We start from the raw sequence: 17,777 nt of genomic DNA on the forward strand, positions 1-17,777 counted from the left end.
ATAATAGAAACAATATATACATCATATAGGGAGTTATTCGGGAGGAGAATATATTGAGATCACTTCTTGATAATTTATGGGTAATATTAACAGTTGCAATACCAGGTATTGTATTTTATTCTATATTTCGCCTACTGACAAGCATAATGGAAATTAATATCCCTTTTATGGCTAATATTGATGAATCTGAAACTCTTTTCATTGGAGTTATAATTACCCTAGGATTCGTAATACAATTCTTCGGTATCACTGCAGAAGAATACGCTTTTCGTCACAATATTTACAAATGTACAGATGGTGACTGTTATGATGACTGCTGTGATGACTGTGACGTTAACTGCAAAGCTGCCCATAAAGCTGCCTATAAAGCTGCCTTTAAAAAGAGAGATGAAATTATTGCTAAATTACCTCCTGGAAATGATTACCATATTGAGCGCATCTTGGCTCAATTTTTTATGTCGCATAATATAGCAATAGTAATGTTAATAATGTCCCTATTTTCATTCTTCTATATGCTGTATGCCAAAAGGTTTGATTCCACTATACTTGCTGTAGTATTGGGTCTATTCTTTATCACTCCATTTTCATTTTATGTGCCATATACTCGATACAAATATTCTTGTAAAGTTTTGTATGCTATCTCCAAATCTAAAAGATTGCTATAAATGAATGACTATCGTCCGAGGTAACTACATCAAAAGTTAATATAAGAATACAATTGATGGATTTTTTTTCAAAAACAAAAATTATCTATAGAGTTTACTTTTCCATCAATAAACGATAATACACAATATGAATAGGGAGTTTCGACATCTCCCTTGCAGATAAGAAGTTTGACCCTATAATATCCAAAAATATCCAAAAAAAGTGGGGTGAGTATTACCCCCACACAAAGATTTTCTTGCAACATACAATTCACATTAGGGTCAATTGAAATAAGATTTGTAATTTCAATATTCAACTCCTTTCGAATTTTCTCAAGATCCATTGTTGCCTTCAAATCCAAAGACCGTCCGCAGTGGCTGCACAGATTCGATTCAGGGCTATTCTTTGTGTCGCAATGGTAACATTGCTTAAATGTCAGCAAGGATTTTGTTTTCTTTTCTGTCAATCCATGTATGCCAGCATTGCCTGTTCAATATCCTTTGCATTTAAGTGAACATAGGCACGGGGCATATTCGAATTTGGTACCCATCCAAAATGAGCATTCATTCCTGCATCGGTGAAATGTTTGGAAAGTTCTATGCTTCTTGTTTGGCGGAATAGGTGGGGATGTACGTTCTTTGAAATGCCTGCGTTTTTGGCAGTTCGTTTGATCATCATGTAAAATGAACCATAGTTCATTTCTTGTCCATGGTTTTTTGTACCCGTATTGACCCACAGGGGAGCATTTTTGTTATGTTTCTGTGGATGAATTTCCATCCATTGGGACAAAGCAGAAACACTGTCGAGTAATCTAATCTCTCTTATGCCTCTGTTCCCATGTACTGAAATGGTTGCAGTATATTCATCAAAACAAACGTTCTTGATACAAAGGCTTCCAATTTCTCCGATTCTTGCCCCTGACTCCACAAGAACTGATATAATTGCTTTATCTCTGATACTGGTAGCTGCATCAAGCATAGCAATAATTTCATCATGTGTAAGCAAATCATCTCTCTGAACAGATGAAGTCCTTGCAGGTTGTGTCATAAGCCATTCTACAATGGCTGGTTTGTCTTCATTGTAATACCATTTGTAAAATGATTTGATGCACTGCTTGTAATCATTCTTGGTAGATACAGCATACCCTTTCCTTTCAATTTTGCATATAAGGCTTATTACATCCTTTTTCGTTGCAGCATTGAAACTCACATCCCAGTCAGACGCAATGAGATTAAGTAAACCGAGAAGTTTTACAACACGGTAAATACCTACTCCCCTAGCAAAGAGGTGGTCTTCATATTCCATGAGGATATCCTTGTCCTCTTCAGAGTAGGATGCATTTCTGATTCGATTCTCAATTGATGTTAATTGTTTTTCAATTCTGTACATATTGTTCCCTTTATATTTTACAGTATTATATTTCAAAAAACAAGTAGGTGGGGCTATTATTACCCCACACAAAGATTCTCCTGCAATATACAATTCACATTAGGATCAATTGAAATCAGATTTGTAATTTCAATACTCAACTCTTTTCGAATTTCCTCAAGATCCATTGTTGCCTTCAAATCCAACGGTGCTCCACAGTGGCTGCATAGATTCGATGATGGACTGTTTCTGGTATTGCACTTATAGCACAATTTGTCTATCAGGAATGGCTTATCCTTCTTTTTCTTATACCCGCCAATATCCAGTAGAGTTTCCCCGACATCCTTTGAGGTCAGATGGACATATCTTTGAGGCATATCTGATCCAGGTTTCCACCCCAAATGGGCTTTGAGCTGGGAGTCCGAAAGGTGGTTTGAAAGATCTGTACTTCTTGAATGACGGAATAGGTGAGGATGTACGTTCTTGGAAATGCCCGCTTTTTTGGCAGTTCGTTTGATCATCATGTAAAATGAACCGTAGTTCATTTCCAGTCCATGGTTTCTTGTACCCGTATTGACCCACAGGGGAGCATTTTTGTTATGTTTATGTGGATGAATCTCCATCCACTGGGACAGAGCAGGAACGCTGTAGAGCAATCTGATATCTCTTTTATCAGTTTTCCCATTGACTGAAATGGTTGCAGTTTCATCAAAACAAACGTTATTTATATGAAGTCCTGCAATTTCTCCAATTCTTGCCCCTGAGTCTGCAAGCACTGCTATAATTGCCTGATTCCTGATATTGGTAGCCACATCCATCATAGCAATAATTTCATCATGTGTAAGCAAATCTTCTCTCTGAACAGATGAAGTCCTTACTGGTTTTATCTCAATCCATTCAACAATGGATGGCTTTTCCTCATCGTAATGCCATTTGTAAAATGACTTGATGCACTTCTTGTAATCATTTTTGGTAGATTTAGCATACCCTTTCCTTTCAATTCTGCTGATAAGTTTTGTTACATCCTTTTTCGTTGCAGTATTGAAACTCACATCCCACTCAGAAGCAATGATATTAAGTAAACCAAGAAGTTTCACAACACGGTAAATACCTACTCCTTTAGCAAAGAGGTAGTCTTCATATTCCATGAGGATTTCCTTGTCATCTTCAGAGTAAGATGCATTTTTGATTCTGTTCTCAATTGATGTTAATTGTTTCTCAATTCTGTACATATTGTCTCCTTTATATTTGAGAGATTTATATTACAAGAAAAAAGTAAGTAGAGAAGCTTTTATACTTTTCCCAGTGGATAACTTTTCAAATCCACTATTTGATTTGAACCTCCTTTTTTGGACAAATTTAGCCTTACTGAATAATGATTTTAATAAAAAAAATGAATGGAATGGAAGAGTAAACGCTAAAATTGGCTTAAAATAATTTAAAAGATTATTCCTATTTGCGTTGCGCCTTACCTATCAAGTCCTCAAGGAAAGATTTAAACTCTGGATTATCCTTCATCCTTTCAATCAGTTCAATTGTCGATTCCTCGGATTCTTCATCCAATTTCATCGCATCTTTAATATTGAACGCAAGTCCACACTTTTTGCAGATTTTATTGGTAGCCTCATTGGTTGTACCACATCGTGGACAACGCTTAAAAGATATTTGAGGTTTTGATTCTTCAACTTCCAATCCGTACAGCTTTAATATCGCCCCATCAAGGTCTCTACCTGAAAGATGAACATATACCCCCGACATATCTGACCCAGGTACCCAGCCTACATATTTTTCCAGTTGAGCTTCAGTTAGGTTCTGGGCAAGGATTGTACATCTCGAATGTCTGAATAGGTGTGGATACATTCTTTTATTAATTCCTGCTTTTTGAGCAGTCCTCTTTAAAAGAACGTTATAACCATGGTAATTCATGGGTTTTCCATAGTTACGTGTCCCGATATTTATCCAAACATAACTTTCGGGGTCATTGCGATATGGGTGAATTGAAAGCCAGGATGCAAGATAAGGTGCACAAATAATAGTACGTACTCTTCTCATCCCAGTTTTACCAGTCAAAGTTAACTGTACGCCAAGTTCATCAAAATGGACATGCTTTATTTTGAGGTTGGCCATTTCCCCAATTCTTGCTGCAGATTCATAAAGTGTCGCAATTAAAGTCTTATCACGAAGATGGTTGGATGCCTCGATCATTTTAAAAATATCATCTTCAGTAAGTAGATCTTCAGGAACTTTTGAGTTACGGATCTTTTCTTTTATTGTCAGCCATCCCAAAATAGAAGGATACTCCTCTGGGGTCAACCACTGATAGAATTTCCGTATACATATTTTATAGTCTTTCTTTGTTGATGCAGCAAGTTTTTCATCTCTTTGGATTTTCCCAACAAGATTCTTGAGATCTCTTTCGGTTGCATCTTCAAAATCAACATTCATCATAGATCGGAGTCTGTTTAATTGACCCAAATACTTTGATATGCGTGAAAGACTCAGATCCTCTGTAAAAAGTTCGTCCTCGTAGCTAAAGAGTACTTCTTTATCTCTTTCAGAATAAGACGCATTTTTTATACGCTTTTCAGCACCTTTAAGCCGTTCATCATAGTCATGTAATGACATTTCCTCTTACCTTCCTTGAACCTTTCAAGGCAGGTGAGAGCTTTAAACAAGAAGTAGAAAGCCTCAGGCGTGATTTGAACACGCGACCTAGTGATTACAAATCACTCGCTCTGCCGGGCTGAGCCACTGAGGCAACATGATGCGCATTCCACATCTTTTTATGGAAAGCATTCCCTTACATATCATAATAGCAGATAAATTTTATGGTAGCGGACTACCGGAGATATACTCATGTGGCATGAAATTTCGAGGATTGGAAAAAAACTTGTGGCAAACGGGCTGGTAGAATCACACTTTGGAAACATCAGTGTGAGAATTGGAAACCGGATGCTCATCACACGCAGTGGTTGCGCACTGGATGAGATTACAGAAGACAACGTAGTAGAGGTGCGCATTGACAGTTCATCTCCGCTCGATATGATTGCCTCATCTGAAGCCGTAGTTCACCGTGCTATTTACAGCAAAACTCCTGCACTTGCAATTGTTCATGCACATTGCCCTTTTGCAGTGACACTCTCCCTGCTGGAGGAAGGTGACAGCATTACACCCGCTGACAGCGAAGGCCAATACTTCCTGGGAGAAGTTCCAATAGTTAAAGGTGGAATCGGTTCCGATGAGCTTGCAGAAAACCTTGCCTCATCCCTTGCGCATAATAAAACCGCAATTATTTACAGTCACGGCACCTTTGCCATAGGAAAAGTACTGGATGAAGCATACGTACTAACCACGCAGGTTGAACACTCATGCAAAATAAAATACTGGTACGACCTTGCAAAAAACACAAGAGCATGAAATTTTGCCTGACTTTGCTTATAGCTCGCCTGGAATTATACTAAAATATTATAATTTCAGGAAAACGTTAAATCATAAAAATACTCATTTGGTACAATATCCATGACATTCAATGCTCTAAGACCTGTGGCATCAAAGATACTGGAGCCAATGGCTGTTGCAATCGCAAAGCTGGGTATCTCCCCAAATGCGATTTCGATGATCTCACTCCTCTTTGCAGTGCTTTCAGGCATATTATACTACAGATCAGCCTTTGATCCTCTTCTTGTCCTGATAGCAGGTTTGCTGGTGGCATTGAACTCATTTTTAGATGCAATGGATGGTCTTGTGGCACGCTACCTGAAAGCTTCAAGCGCACGCGGTGACTTCCTGGACCATGTAATTGACCGCTATTCAGATGTCTTCATTATTTGCGGTATCTTCTTTGGCGGCTACGTAGACTGGCAGATAGGTGTCATAACCATTGTCGGTGTCCTTCTCACAAGTTACCTTGGTACACAGGCACAAGCGCTGAATCTCGGACGATACTACGGTGGCATAATAGGAAGGGCAGACCGACTTGTCCTAATAATGCTATCCTCAGTAATCTACTACTTCTATCAGGCCGAAGTCCTCGGATTCTCATCTCTTGGATGGATGATTCTTATAATCGGCGTTGGCAGTCACATAACAGCTTTCCAGCGCATAGCTCACATCTGGAAACAACTGGAATGATCCGTCTATAACTATCAGTAAAATCCCAAAAACAAGGGGCTAATTTAATTATCTCAAGGTCAATTAAGGTTCATGTCATCTGAGATGGATATTGACTATGAGTATCTGGAACACACTGCCGATGTAAGGTTTCGGGCTTACGGTAAAAGTCTTGAGCAGGCATTTGAGAATGCAGCCCTTGCCATGCTTAACGTAATGGTGGAAACCTCTTCTGTTAACAACAGCCTGTCAGTAAATATCGAACTTACATCTTTTGACCTTGACAGTCTGCTCTTTGAATGGCTTTCAGAGATACTCTTTGTATTCGAAGTAGATGAATTGGTTTTTGGCCGGATAGAAGTCAACAAGATAACCGTAGATGAAGATAATGAACAATGCTCCCTCGAAGCAACACTCTACGGAGAAAGCATTGATCTTTCAGTCCATGTCTTTGATACTGAGGTAAAAGCTGCAACCTATAACGACATGAGGATTGAGAACTCAGATGCTGGCTGGATGATTCAGGCAACAGTAGATACGTGAAAAATCAGTTTATCCATGGCCAATGATTGGGTCATTATATTTTCAATTAATTTCTTATAATCAATATATTCATACGATTAGAGCGCATAGTCTTCATTATAGACGCTTGAAGGAAGAAAAACAAGAGGAAATAACATGTCAGATGAAAATGCAACATCAATTTTCGATATTCTCACTAAAGTAAATGATAATACGTGGGAGGTATCCGGTAATTACAAACCAGGGATGAATGTTCCGGGAAGGATATTCGTATCAAAACCTCTCCTTGATATTCTGGAGCCTGAAACCATCGATCAGGTTGCAAACGTAGCTTCCCTGCCGGGAATCCAGAAATACTCCATGGCGATGCCGGATGCACATCTTGGTTATGGATTCTCCATTGGTGGGGTTGCAGCTTTCGATAAGAATGAAGGTGTGATTAGTCCGGGAGGTGTAGGTTTTGACATCAACTGCGGAGTTCGTCTTATCCGTTCCAATCTTATGGAAGATGATGTCCGTCCAAGGCTGGCTGAGCTTCTCGATTCATTATTCGAAGCAATTCCTTCAGGTGTTGGTTCCAAGAGCCGCATGAGACTTACTGATGAGGAATTGGATGAGGTATTTATCAATGGTGTAAACTGGGCTGTTAAGAATGGATATGGTATGAAAGGCGATCTAAGTCATTGTGAAAGCAATGGTCAGATGTCTGGTGCTGATCCTTCAAAGGTCAGTATAAAAGCCCGTAAAAGAGGTCGTCCACAGATAGGAACTCTTGGAAGTGGTAATCATTTCCTTGAAGTACAGTATGTGGATAAGATCTATGACGAGGAAGCTGCAAAGGCTTTCGGTCTTAAGGAAGGACAGATAACTTTCATGATTCACTGCGGTTCACGTGGTGCAGGTCATCAGATATGTACCGACCATCTCCAGAAGCTCACACAGGCTTCCAAAAAGTATAAGATTCCTCTCCCTGACAAACAGCTTGCCTGCGCTCCTGCAAGCTCGGAGGAAGCACAGGATTATTTCAAGGCCATGACATGTGCAGCAAACTATGCATGGGTGAACCGCCAGATGATAATGCACTGGGCACGTGAGGTTTTTGATGAGTTCTTCAAGGCTCAGCACGGCGATCTGGGACTTGACCTTGTGTATGATGTTGCTCACAATGTTGCAAAGCTTGAGAAACACATGATCGATGGCAAGGAAAAGGAAGTCTACGTACACAGGAAAGGTGCAACAAGAGCATTCCCTGCAGGTCATCCTGAGATTCCGGAAGACTACAAGGATATAGGACAACCGGTCATCATTCCCGGAAGTATGGGCACTGCATCTTATGTGCTTAAAGGCTGCCCTGCTGCAATGGAGCTTACCTTCGGCAGTGCCTGTCATGGTGCAGGAAGAGTTATGAGCCGAAGCAGTGCAAAGAAAGAACTGCGTGGTGAAGAGATTCAGAATGAACTGAAGTCACAGGGAATTATTGTAAGAGCAACGCAGCCATCACTCATAGCCGAGGAAGCGCCTGAGGTATACAAATCCAGTAGTGATGTTGTGGACGTTGTACACAATCTTGGCATTGCCACAAAAGTTGCACGTGTACTTCCAATGGGAGTTGTCAAAGGTTAAACTGACCTTTGGCTTAATTTTTTATTTTTTAATCGCAAAATAAATTCAGTTTTGTTTCTGATTCTTAAATAGAAATTTGTATTTTTAACTACATTCTTGAAACAAAAAATCAGAGTTTACACTGTTCAGTTAAACAACATAAAAGAAGTCTTGCTCTGTTATTGAGCAACGAGGAAACGGGGACATGTTTGAGGGGATGAATGGTTTTGCTTGGTTACAGTTACTATACCTTTGAATACAGTTACAAGCAGTAGTTCCCGTTTCCTCAACTTATAATTGGTCATTATTATATATAAATCTGTTTGACATTATTTATATAGCAAATAGTGTTCACTTCCTTAAATAAGAGATAATCTCATATCAATTTAACCGCTATCATTTTAAAACTTATACTTTATTTAGCAACTATGAGCAATGCAGATAAAAACCTCATTAGAGTCAGGACAATGGCCGACATTCAGTTCGGTAAGGGTTGTGGAGAAATCCTTTTTCCTGATGGTGTTACATTCCTGCTTTCAAGGACAAAACGCGTAAGACAGGTCCAGTTCAACGGAAAGCACATGGCAACAGTTCGTGCAAGGGACGGAATGCTCACTCTCAGTATAGACGGAGCTGCTGCACTTCATCAGGGACTTGAAAAGCCTGCATCAAGAGTTATAATTTGTGAGGATGCAGTTCCATTTGTCTCAAAAGGAAAGACTGCTTTTGCAAAACATGTACTTGCAGTTGATCCAGATCTCAGGGCAGGAGATGAGGTTATCATAGTTGATGAAAAGGACGAAATACTGGCAACAGGGCAGCTATTATTGTCACCGGCTGAGGCACTTCGCATGGACAGGGGTCCTGCAGTTGATGTAAGGCGTGGGATAGCACAATCTTAGAATAACTATTTATAAATCTATCTCTATTAAATACGATGAAAATAAAGTCATAGTAGTGCCTTTGATACAGTATATCCGAGACCGGAGAGTGAAAGCATAGAAGAGGAGATATTTAAGACATTTGTAATTCCAGACAATACAAGGATGGAAGAACGTACAATAGTCATAGATGGGGATGTTATTGCAGGCAATCACTCTGAAATAAAGTACGGTATCATTGCACATTCAGCAATACTTGGTGAAAGGGTCAACGTTACAGGTGATCTCGTCACCACTGGAGATACAAGGATTGATATCTGGTCCGAGATTGGCGGCAATGTCAAAACAGATGAGAATGCCTATATCGGGGAATTCGTTACCATCGATGGTAAACTGGTGGTAAAGGGCGATCTGGATATTGGTAACGATGTGAAGATCAACGGTGGTTTTGAAGCCAAGGGCTGGATTGTTGTAAGAAATCCTGTACCGGTCATAGTTTATCTTTTCCTTTATATCAGCGAGCTTCTGAGGCTTGGAAAGGATGAGGAAGTTGAAAAGGCATTAGAGGATCTGTTTGAGGATGACGAGGAGTCTATAGGGCTCAATTCAATGATAATTCCAAACGGTTCCAAGATATCCATGGATTCCATAAGGGTTCCTTCAAATGCTATTGTCGGAAGCAAGTGCAGACTTGTAGGGAATATACGTGCAACATCCCTCGATATGGCAAATGAGACCACACTCTATGGAAGCATACGTACTATTCAGGATGTAAAACTCGGAACAGATAATGTGATTCACGGAAATATTATTTCCAGGGGTAATGTTTACGTTGCTGCCGGAACACATATTCTGGGAGAGATCAATTCACAGTCAATAAAGATACATGAGAGTGCCCGTGTAGATGGTGTGATGCGTGCGCCGGGCGGTATCATCTTTGAGCGTGAGGAAGATGATGCTTTGAGTGATAATGAACTGATGCAACTGGATGTCTGAGTGACTTTTGTTATAGGGTTACACAAAAATATGAGGGGATGGCTATGAGTCTAAGTTCAACGTTCCATTTTCTGGATCTTGCAATACGTCTTTGTATAGTGATTCTGGCGCTACTGACATCATATCTGCTGATACGGATAGATCCCGATGTCATACGCTCGCGAATTTATGTATCGTTTAACAATCTGAAAAAATATTTTGTCTTTCTGACAGTAGGTTTTGTAGTATATCTTTTTGAGGTACTTGTAACGATAAATTCAGTGCCTGGAAGCACACGCTATGATAACGTTAAAAGTTTGATGCTGCTTGTTTTCCAGATATCAATGCTGGTTTTCCTTTATCACCTGTATGTGGCGATAAAAGTACCAGACAGACGCATTCTTTGAGATGTGATAGCCGTCTGGCTTCAGGCTGGTCATGATCACATTTATTTTTTTAGTTGTTTTTTCCCTTTGTAGCGATAGTCAGATTTAAAAACGGTTCTAGTAATTATAGTGAAAAGGTGTTAATTTGCAACAGGATTATACTTCATCATCATCTGAGTCTAAATCCATATTCGATAAAGACTCAAAATATGTAATGCAGACATACGGCCGCCAGCCAGTGGTTCTTGAAAGCGGAAAAGGTTCTCTTGTTTATGATATTGAAGGCAGGGAATATGTGGACTGTGTTGCTGGAATTGCAGTGAACAATATAGGTCACTGTCACCCACACTTAACCGAGGCAATAAAAAAGCAAGCTGAGAAACTAATTCATGTTTCCAATCTTTATTACACAGAGCCGCAGGCAGAACTTGCCGAGCAACTGGTCAATGTAACCGGAATGGACCGTGTCTTCTTCTGTAACTCCGGAACTGAAGCAGTTGAAGCTGCAATGAAACTTGCAAGGGCAACAACCAAAAAGACGGATTTCATAGCAGTGGAACACTCTTTCCACGGTCGTACAATGGGTGCGTTGAGCCTGACATACAAGGATATTTATCGTGCTCCATTCAAACCTCTTGTACAAGAAGAAAAGTTTGTCCCATTCAATGACGCACAGGCAATAGCTGACTCCATCACCCCAAACACAGCTGCTGTTATAGTTGAGCCGATACAGGGTGAAGGCGGTATAAATGTACCTTCACAGGATTATCTTAAGGAAGTCCGCAAGATTTGTGACGAGAATGAAGTGCTCCTTATCTTTGACGAGGTCCAGACAGGTTTTGGAAGAACCGGAACATGGTTCTGCAAAGAGCATTTTGGTGTTGAGCCTGACATTATGACAATGGCAAAGGCAATTGGCGGAGGTTTCCCGATGGGTGCTATAGCTGCCCGAGAAGGTGTTGCTTTCAACCGTGGAGAACACGCAGCAACATTCGGAGGCAGTCCGCTTGCATGTGCTGCTGCACTTGCATCAATTGATGTAATCCGTGAGGAGAATCTCATCCAGCGCTCAAAGGAAATGGGTGAATATTTCCGCGGTGAACTGAGTAAGCTTACTACAGACGGTTTCGTTGAGGTTCGTGGTAAAGGACTAATGATAGGTGTCCAGTTTGACCGCAAATGTGCCGACCTTGTGGAACACGGCCGTGGGAATGGTGTTCTTCTTAACTGCACTTCAGAAACAGTACTGCGTATCGCTCCTCCGCTGGTAATCACAAAAGAGCAGATCAACAGGGTGGTGTCCGTACTTGAGCAGGCCTGAGCTAATCAAAGATGTTGTCAACTCAATTGCAGAATATGTTCCGGGAAAGTCAATAGAGGAAATTGCAAAGAAATACGGCATCGACCCAATAGATATCATAAAACTGGGCTCCAATGAGAATGTACTTGGTCCTTCTCAAAAAGCAGTTGAAGCTCTCATATCTTATGCATCAAAAGTTAACATATATCCTTCAGCTGATGCTTCCGAACTCGTGGAGGCTCTTTCAGTTTACACAGGTCTTCCCGTAGAGAACATATGTGCTTCCGGTCCGGGCATGGATGGTTTGCTTGATAACCTCATGCGTGTGCTCATCGAACCCGGGGATGAAGTTGTAATACCAACTCCCACATTCTCTTACTATGAGATTGCCGCAAGAGCAAACGGGGCAACTGCGATTCATGTGGCTCCCGGTGAAGGGCTGAAATTTGATATAACTGCTATTAAGGAAGCTATTACTGAAAGGACAAAGGTTGTATTCCTATGTTCTCCTAACAACCCAACAGGACTGCTGACTTCAGAAGACGATGTCCATTCACTTCTTGAATCTACAAATGGACTTGTGTTTGTAGATGAGGCATATGTTGAGTTCTCAGATAAAAGTCTTTCAAAGCTGGTTCTTGAATATGATAACCTTGTAATAGGTAGAACCTTCTCTAAGGCATTCGGACTTGCAGGTCTAAGAATTGGATATGGTTTGATGCCTGAGTGGCTTAAAGTCCAGTATATGAAGATTGCAACTCCATTCAATGTAAGTCTACCTGCTGTAATGGCAGGAGTGGCAGCACTTTCAGATTCCGAATATCTGGAGAAAAGTATCTCAATGACTGTGGAAGGTCGCAAGTTCCTGACAGAGAACATTCCTTTTAAGGTATATGATTCCCGGGCAAATTTCATTCTTGTGGATGTCTCACCTCTAGTCGCAAAAGATGTTTCAGAATCGTTAATGAAAAAAGGTATTATTGTCAGGGATTGCAGGTCATTCAGGAATGCCGGCGAATCGCTGATTCGTGTAACAGTAGGCACAAGGGGACAGAATGAAAAAGTAGTATCAGCCTTTGAAGAAGCAAAGGCCGTTTCTAATTGAATCCAGTTAGTAATAATTAATAGATCTTTTCTATTTTCATAAGAGGATAGTCGAGTTCTGTGTCAAAAGCCAGACTGACATCCACTTTTGCATTTTTGAACACTGCTGTGATATGAACATCCAGCATGCGGCCTTCAAGTTCACAATAACCATACTTGCCGTTAAGTTTAGAGTTAATCATCTCTCGGTTGATGGAAACTCTGATTTTTTCAACGCAGGGCTGGACTGAAATACTTTCCTGTATCCCTTTTTCCAAGCTTTCAACTGTATCCAGATTAACAGGTGAACCTGTGAACTGGTGGTAAAGTGCACCAAGCTTGATACCGGCTTCAAAAAGTACGTTATCCCTGTCAGTTATTAGTTCGTTTTCCTGCATAGTGTACCTCTTTGTTTTTCTTGATAATGGGTGATATTATGTAAATTGCCATTATTCCTGAAAGAATTGATGCTAAAATGTGTGTGTATTCAATATTTACAAAGTATGAAACAATGATTGCAGCAAATATCAGAGTAAGTGGCATTAGTAGTTTTTTGTTCCTTGCTTTCATATATGTCATGTCACCTACCATGAGAAGTCCAATCACAAGGAACAACAGTGCCATTCCATAAGCATGGAACAAGTTTTCTCCCATTAGTAAGTATGATGAAATAGTTATTCCTCCGGCAGTAATTGGTAAACCGCTGAATGAATTCATTCCCAGATGCATTGTGTTAAACCTTGCAAGTCTCAAAATTCCACATATGAAATAGAACAGCATTGCAGGGAGCAGAATATACTGTGACTGTGTTCCTGTAACAAATGAATATGTAATTATAACCGGTGCAACACCAAATGAAATAACATCTGCAAGTGAGTCCAGGTTTCCTCCGATCTCACTGGAAGAGAATTTACGGGCAATATGGCCATCAGCACCGTCTGCAACTGCGGCAATAAGTATGAGCAGTGGTGCCAGATAAGTAAACCCATCAAGCACAATTATAATGGCAATGACTCCACACAATGCATTCAGTAAAGTGACAAAATCAGGTAGTTTTAATGTATGAAGTATCTGGTTCACTTCCTTTATTTAATTCTGGCAATTACCGTTTCGCCGGCAAATACACGATCTCCTTTCTTTATTAGTATTTCAAAGTTTTCAGGAATCGTAACATCAACCCTTGAACCAAAACGTATCATTCCAAAACGCTGACCTTGTTTCATGTAATCTCCTTCCTGAACATAGGAGACTATTCTACGTGTAACTGTTCCCGCTATCTGTATTACTTCTACAAGGCCATGTTCTGTTTCTATTAGTGTATGGCTCCTTTCGTTGCGGTGTGAATCTTTGCAGAAAGCGGGAATATATCCACCTTTTTTATGCTCGATGGTGTGTATCTTTCCGGTAATTGGCAACCTGTTTACATGAACATTCTGGAAGTTCATGAAAATGCAGATTTTTCTATCTCTAATATCCACAATTCTGCCATCGGCAGGTGAAAGCATATGGCTGTCGTGTTCCTTTATTTCTCTTTCAGGATCCCTGAAAAAGAATAAGAAAAATATTGTTACTGATGTTCCAAGTACAATAATCATTTCGGAATATGGTATTTTGTATAGCAGGTATGCAAAGAAGCTTACCACACTTACAGTGATGGATGTTAATATCCAGGGAAAAGAACCTTTTGCAAGCATTTACTGGTTTCCTACTACTTTATAGAATAGCTTCTGAACAAATCCGGTAACCAAAAACCAGACTCCTTCTATCAGGTCTACCAGTTCGGGCAGTATGCGCATGACAAAGTAAGCGACCACAAATAAGGCTATTCCAGATCCTATTTTTGCAATAGTATTATGGGCGATCTCAAAACTTTCAGGGCCGAACCACTGGTAACCATAGGCTACGATTACAAAAGCATCTCTTATTATATTCAATATGTATATTACGGGTACTGAAACTGCGAATGCAGCTGCCAATCTTTTAACAGGTGCGTTCACTGACGCTATCAGGCCTATGAAAAGTGCTATGCTCTCAATTGCAGTACAGGCAAGTATAATCTCTACTGTGTATCCATTTAGTGAGATTTTGTTCCATGCTACAAGTTCTGCCGGGACATTAATATATTGCAGTGTCAGAAAAACAGTATTAGTGACCTGTGATATTATCCCAATATTGAGTACTTCCATTTGTGCAAAAGGGAAATAGAATAAACAACCAAGGGCTGTTGCACTTGTAGCCATTGTTGTCACGTCCGTTAAAGGTATTTTGTTTTCCTTGTATTCTTTGAACATGGTGTATGCTATGATCAGGCAGACTATCCCTACGGCTATTACCAGGGCTACGTTGAAGTAATCTTTTATTTCCATATAATGAATTGGCTGGTAGAACCAGTGTATGGAAAAGAATACCCATCCTGCCGCAGACAACATTCTGCGGGCCTTTACCGTTTTAGGAATTATTGATCCAAGCAGCATGAAAGCCACTGCAATCCATAGAACATTCTCAATCATCTAAGCACACCTTTTATAGGTATGGCTCCTATATATTTGATGTAGCCTATTAACTTTTTGTTCCGTATCCCTGTTTAAAACCCAACCTGCTGAGTTTCAATTGTTTCTTTTTCTCTTATGCAAGGGCATTTTCTTCTCCGGAATCAAGAGCAAACAGACATGAAGAACCTGTATCTTCAACAGTTTTTCGAACGAAATCAAAGTCAACATCCGGTTCCATGCTAAAAACATTGATTGAAGCCTGAGGTGCGTTGCCTGTGCTGGATTCAATGTCTCCAAGCAATATCTTTGTACTGACATTAGGTATTCTTGCCAGCTCCGAAAGGTTCTCCAGATATTGTTCTGCTTTATAATTATTATACTGCTCCTTTACACAACTGATCATTTTAAGGGAAGCTTTCCAGTTTTTCTTAAGCTTGTAAGCGATCAGGATGGCAAGATCCTGATTTCCCAGATCCATGCTGATATCCCAGTCAGGACTACGATCGTTAATCCAGAGGTTTATTGAGTTCTGCCTTCCGTAAACTGTTTCCGGGTGCACTGCAAGCAACAGTACTCCGATGTTACGTTTTGAAGCCTTCTGGATTACATCGCGAAGTTTGGTTTCACGCCCTTCAAAACTGTTCATGTGGATAAAAAGAACTCTTGGTCTGAAAAATGATCCTGTGAGTGCTTCCATTCCGGCTATAAGGCTTTTATCAAATTCTTTAGTATCAATAAGTGTCCATGAAGAAAAAACTCCTCTTTTGCGGAAAGAATTTGTCAGATCAATAAGACGGGAGTTCAGATCACTTTCTTCCACTTCTCCGAGAAGCCCGAGTAGTTTGACAGAACCTTTCGGATATGTAATGTCTTTTATAATGTTAAAAGCACCAGTTAATATGTTAGGGTTTCTTACAGGTATCAACAGGTTTGCTTTCCAGGTTCTTTCATTGGAAGGTGCTATCCTGTTACTTTGTTTTGCAGCCCATTCGGCAACCGCTACAAAAAGGCCACTACGTACATCTCCAAAAGGCGCTTTAAGGTGTTTTTTAAGAAGATATGCATGGATTACCAAAACCACCATAAAAGCCAGGATTGTGAATGTAGGATTTACAATAACCATCACAAAGACACATCCTATGGCACCTATTATGGATACCAGCATTGGTATTTTGAAAAGAGGTCTGAAACTTATAAGTTTCAGGTTCTGCTCAATGAGTACAACAATATTGATCATTGCATAGGTTATTAAGAAAAACATTGTTATTAGAGGCGCAATAGCATTGAGATCACGTAACAATAGTGCAAGAAAAACAATTGCACCGGTAAATATCATTGCATTTCTGGGTTCCCCTGATCCTGAACTTTTCCCAAACCAGTCACTTGCTGGGAGTATCTGGTGCTTAGCAAGTGCCTGGAGGATTCGCGGGGCGCCAACAATGGAAGACAGAGCTGAGGAAAAAGTGGCTCCCAGAAGGCCCGCCACAATCAGTTGTGCCCATGCTGCCTTTTCTGCCATAATTGTATAATTGTTCAGGAGTTCATCGGTGCTTGCAGATCTTGCAAGCCAGTATGCAATTAAAAGATATATCACAAGACTCAATACTATCGCAGCAAGAGTTCCCACAGGTATACTCTTACGGGGGTTTTTAAGTTCCCCTGACATATTCGCTCCTGCCATTATGCCTGTAGCTGCCGGGAAAAATACAGCAAAAACTCCCCAGAATCCTATTCCTGCAAATCCAGATTCCGGTGATCCGGAGAATGACCCCCACCATGTAATTGGTTCCTGCATGGAACCTGATGAGGCAGCCCACAGTATGGATACAAGTGATGAGATTATAATTGCAAGGATAACATATTGTATTCTGAATGCCAGTGAAGCACTTATGTAGGCAATAATGAAGAGAAGTGCAAAAACAGCAAAGTCAACTACTATGGGTGAATGATCGGGGAACATCCAGAGCCAGCCGGCACGGAATCCAAATATATACATCGCAACGGCAAGGCTTTGTGAAATATACAGGGGTATTCCAATACTTCCTCCAACCTCCAGACCAAGGGATTGCGATATTATTGAAAAGGCTCCTCCTGCTCCGATTCTGATATTGGTTGTAATAGATGATAATGAAAGTGCTGTGGAAAGGGTAATCCCAAAGGCTATCAGTATTATCAGCCAGGCACCAAGGAGCCCTGCATTACCAATGACCCAGCCTTCTCTGAGGTACATTATAACTCCCAGAATCGTCAAGAGGGTTGGAATGAATACTCCTTCAACAGTACCAAATAATTTTTTACCAGGAACCTGACCTTTTTGTTCTTCAACTTTTTCCTGCAGGTTTTTTTCCTTCGGTTCATCAGTATTTTCAGACATCATCCACACTACTCCCACTTATTCTTTGTTTTAGAGTAT

General features: G+C 40.3%; 18 protein-coding genes and 1 tRNA gene. 10 read left to right on the forward strand and 9 right to left on the reverse strand.

Annotated features, from left to right (window positions below; genetic code table 11):
* Nucleotides 1-53 precede the first annotated feature (53 nt).
* Nucleotides 54-665 (forward strand): hypothetical protein, encoded by a 612-nt coding sequence (locus V7O61_RS02525; protein WP_407282841.1) that lies wholly within the window; start codon nucleotides 54-56, stop codon nucleotides 663-665.
* Between the two features lie 442 nt (nucleotides 666-1,107).
* Here V7O61_RS02525 and V7O61_RS02530 read toward each other — a convergent pair whose 3' ends face one another.
* The 4 genes from V7O61_RS02530 to V7O61_RS02545 all read right to left on the reverse strand — a co-directional run bounded on the left by V7O61_RS02530 (nucleotide 1,108) and on the right by V7O61_RS02545 (nucleotide 4,771).
* Nucleotides 1,108-2,034 (reverse strand): tyrosine-type recombinase/integrase, encoded by a 927-nt coding sequence (locus tag V7O61_RS02530; RefSeq protein ID WP_407282840.1) that lies wholly within the window; start codon nucleotides 2,032-2,034, stop codon nucleotides 1,108-1,110.
* 59 nt (nucleotides 2,035-2,093) lie between these two features.
* Nucleotides 2,094-3,245 carry a tyrosine-type recombinase/integrase gene (locus V7O61_RS02535; RefSeq protein WP_407282839.1) on the reverse strand — a complete coding sequence of 384 codons (1,152 nt, stop codon included), beginning with the start codon at nucleotides 3,243-3,245 and terminating at the stop codon, nucleotides 2,094-2,096.
* Nucleotides 3,246-3,465: 220 nt separating this feature from the next.
* Nucleotides 3,466-4,638 carry a tyrosine-type recombinase/integrase gene (locus V7O61_RS02540; RefSeq protein WP_407282838.1) on the reverse strand — a complete coding sequence of 391 codons (1,173 nt, stop codon included), beginning with the start codon at nucleotides 4,636-4,638 and terminating at the stop codon, nucleotides 3,466-3,468.
* Between the two features lie 59 nt (nucleotides 4,639-4,697).
* Nucleotides 4,698-4,771, reverse strand: a tRNA-Thr gene (locus V7O61_RS02545).
* 98 nt (nucleotides 4,772-4,869) lie between these two features.
* On the opposite strand from V7O61_RS02545, the gene V7O61_RS02550 reads away from it, so the two are divergent.
* The 9 genes from V7O61_RS02550 to hisC all read left to right on the forward strand — a co-directional run bounded on the left by V7O61_RS02550 (nucleotide 4,870) and on the right by hisC (nucleotide 12,894).
* Entirely contained in the window at nucleotides 4,870-5,430 is a 561-nt protein-coding gene (locus V7O61_RS02550; RefSeq protein WP_407282837.1) for an aldolase, read from the forward strand.
* A gap of 102 nt (nucleotides 5,431-5,532) precedes the next feature.
* A complete protein-coding gene (gene pgsA / locus V7O61_RS02555) occupies nucleotides 5,533-6,144 on the forward strand; it encodes an archaetidylinositol phosphate synthase (protein WP_407282836.1) in 612 nt (203 codons plus the stop codon).
* 72 nt (nucleotides 6,145-6,216) lie between these two features.
* Nucleotides 6,217-6,666: an archease gene (locus tag V7O61_RS02560; protein WP_023844641.1), complete on the forward strand. Its 450-nt coding sequence runs from the start codon at nucleotides 6,217-6,219 to the stop codon at nucleotides 6,664-6,666.
* A 135-nt stretch (nucleotides 6,667-6,801) separates the two neighbouring features.
* The gene (locus V7O61_RS02565; RefSeq protein ID WP_407282835.1) at nucleotides 6,802-8,268 is read left to right on the forward strand and encodes an RtcB family protein; all 1,467 of its coding nucleotides are present in this window, start codon (nucleotides 6,802-6,804) and stop codon (nucleotides 8,266-8,268) included.
* Nucleotides 8,269-8,675: 407 nt separating this feature from the next.
* Entirely contained in the window at nucleotides 8,676-9,149 is a 474-nt protein-coding gene (locus V7O61_RS02570; RefSeq protein WP_023844639.1) for a PUA domain-containing protein, read from the forward strand.
* A 144-nt stretch (nucleotides 9,150-9,293) separates the two neighbouring features.
* Entirely contained in the window at nucleotides 9,294-10,124 is an 831-nt protein-coding gene (locus tag V7O61_RS02575; RefSeq protein WP_407282834.1) for an acyltransferase, read from the forward strand.
* Between the two features lie 44 nt (nucleotides 10,125-10,168).
* Nucleotides 10,169-10,510 carry a hypothetical protein gene (locus tag V7O61_RS02580; protein WP_407282833.1) on the forward strand — a complete coding sequence of 114 codons (342 nt, stop codon included), beginning with the start codon at nucleotides 10,169-10,171 and terminating at the stop codon, nucleotides 10,508-10,510.
* A 193-nt stretch (nucleotides 10,511-10,703) separates the two neighbouring features.
* The gene (locus tag V7O61_RS02585; RefSeq protein ID WP_407283377.1) at nucleotides 10,704-11,810 is read left to right on the forward strand and encodes an acetylornithine transaminase; all 1,107 of its coding nucleotides are present in this window, start codon (nucleotides 10,704-10,706) and stop codon (nucleotides 11,808-11,810) included.
* Nucleotides 11,797-12,894, forward strand: coding sequence for a histidinol-phosphate transaminase (hisC, locus tag V7O61_RS02590; protein WP_407282832.1), 1,098 nt, complete (start codon nucleotides 11,797-11,799; stop codon nucleotides 12,892-12,894). Before V7O61_RS02585 ends, hisC begins: the two co-directional genes overlap by 14 nt.
* Before the next feature lie 16 nt (nucleotides 12,895-12,910).
* On the opposite strand, the gene V7O61_RS02595 is transcribed toward hisC, so the two are convergent.
* From V7O61_RS02595 to V7O61_RS02615, 5 genes are all read right to left on the reverse strand, one after another.
* On the reverse strand, nucleotides 12,911-13,270 hold the full coding sequence (locus V7O61_RS02595; RefSeq protein ID WP_023844634.1) for a dihydroneopterin aldolase family protein: 360 nt from the start codon (nucleotides 13,268-13,270) through the stop codon (nucleotides 12,911-12,913).
* On the reverse strand, nucleotides 13,245-13,952 hold the full coding sequence (locus V7O61_RS02600; RefSeq protein ID WP_023844633.1) for an archaetidylserine synthase: 708 nt from the start codon (nucleotides 13,950-13,952) through the stop codon (nucleotides 13,245-13,247). Before V7O61_RS02600 ends, V7O61_RS02595 begins: the two co-directional genes overlap by 26 nt.
* 5 nt (nucleotides 13,953-13,957) lie before the next feature.
* Nucleotides 13,958-14,566 carry a phosphatidylserine decarboxylase gene (locus V7O61_RS02605; protein WP_407282831.1) on the reverse strand — a complete coding sequence of 203 codons (609 nt, stop codon included), beginning with the start codon at nucleotides 14,564-14,566 and terminating at the stop codon, nucleotides 13,958-13,960.
* A complete protein-coding gene (gene artA, locus V7O61_RS02610) occupies nucleotides 14,567-15,382 on the reverse strand; it encodes an archaeosortase A (protein ID WP_288070407.1) in 816 nt (271 codons plus the stop codon).
* Nucleotides 15,383-15,497: 115 nt separating this feature from the next.
* The gene (locus V7O61_RS02615) at nucleotides 15,498-17,741 is read right to left on the reverse strand and encodes an amino acid permease (RefSeq protein ID WP_407282830.1); all 2,244 of its coding nucleotides are present in this window, start codon (nucleotides 17,739-17,741) and stop codon (nucleotides 15,498-15,500) included.
* Nucleotides 17,742-17,777 lie beyond the last annotated feature (36 nt).

Source organism: Methanolobus sp. WCC1 (assembly GCF_045690315.1).
Lineage (GTDB): Archaea > Halobacteriota > Methanosarcinia > Methanosarcinales > Methanosarcinaceae > Methanolobus > Methanolobus tindarius.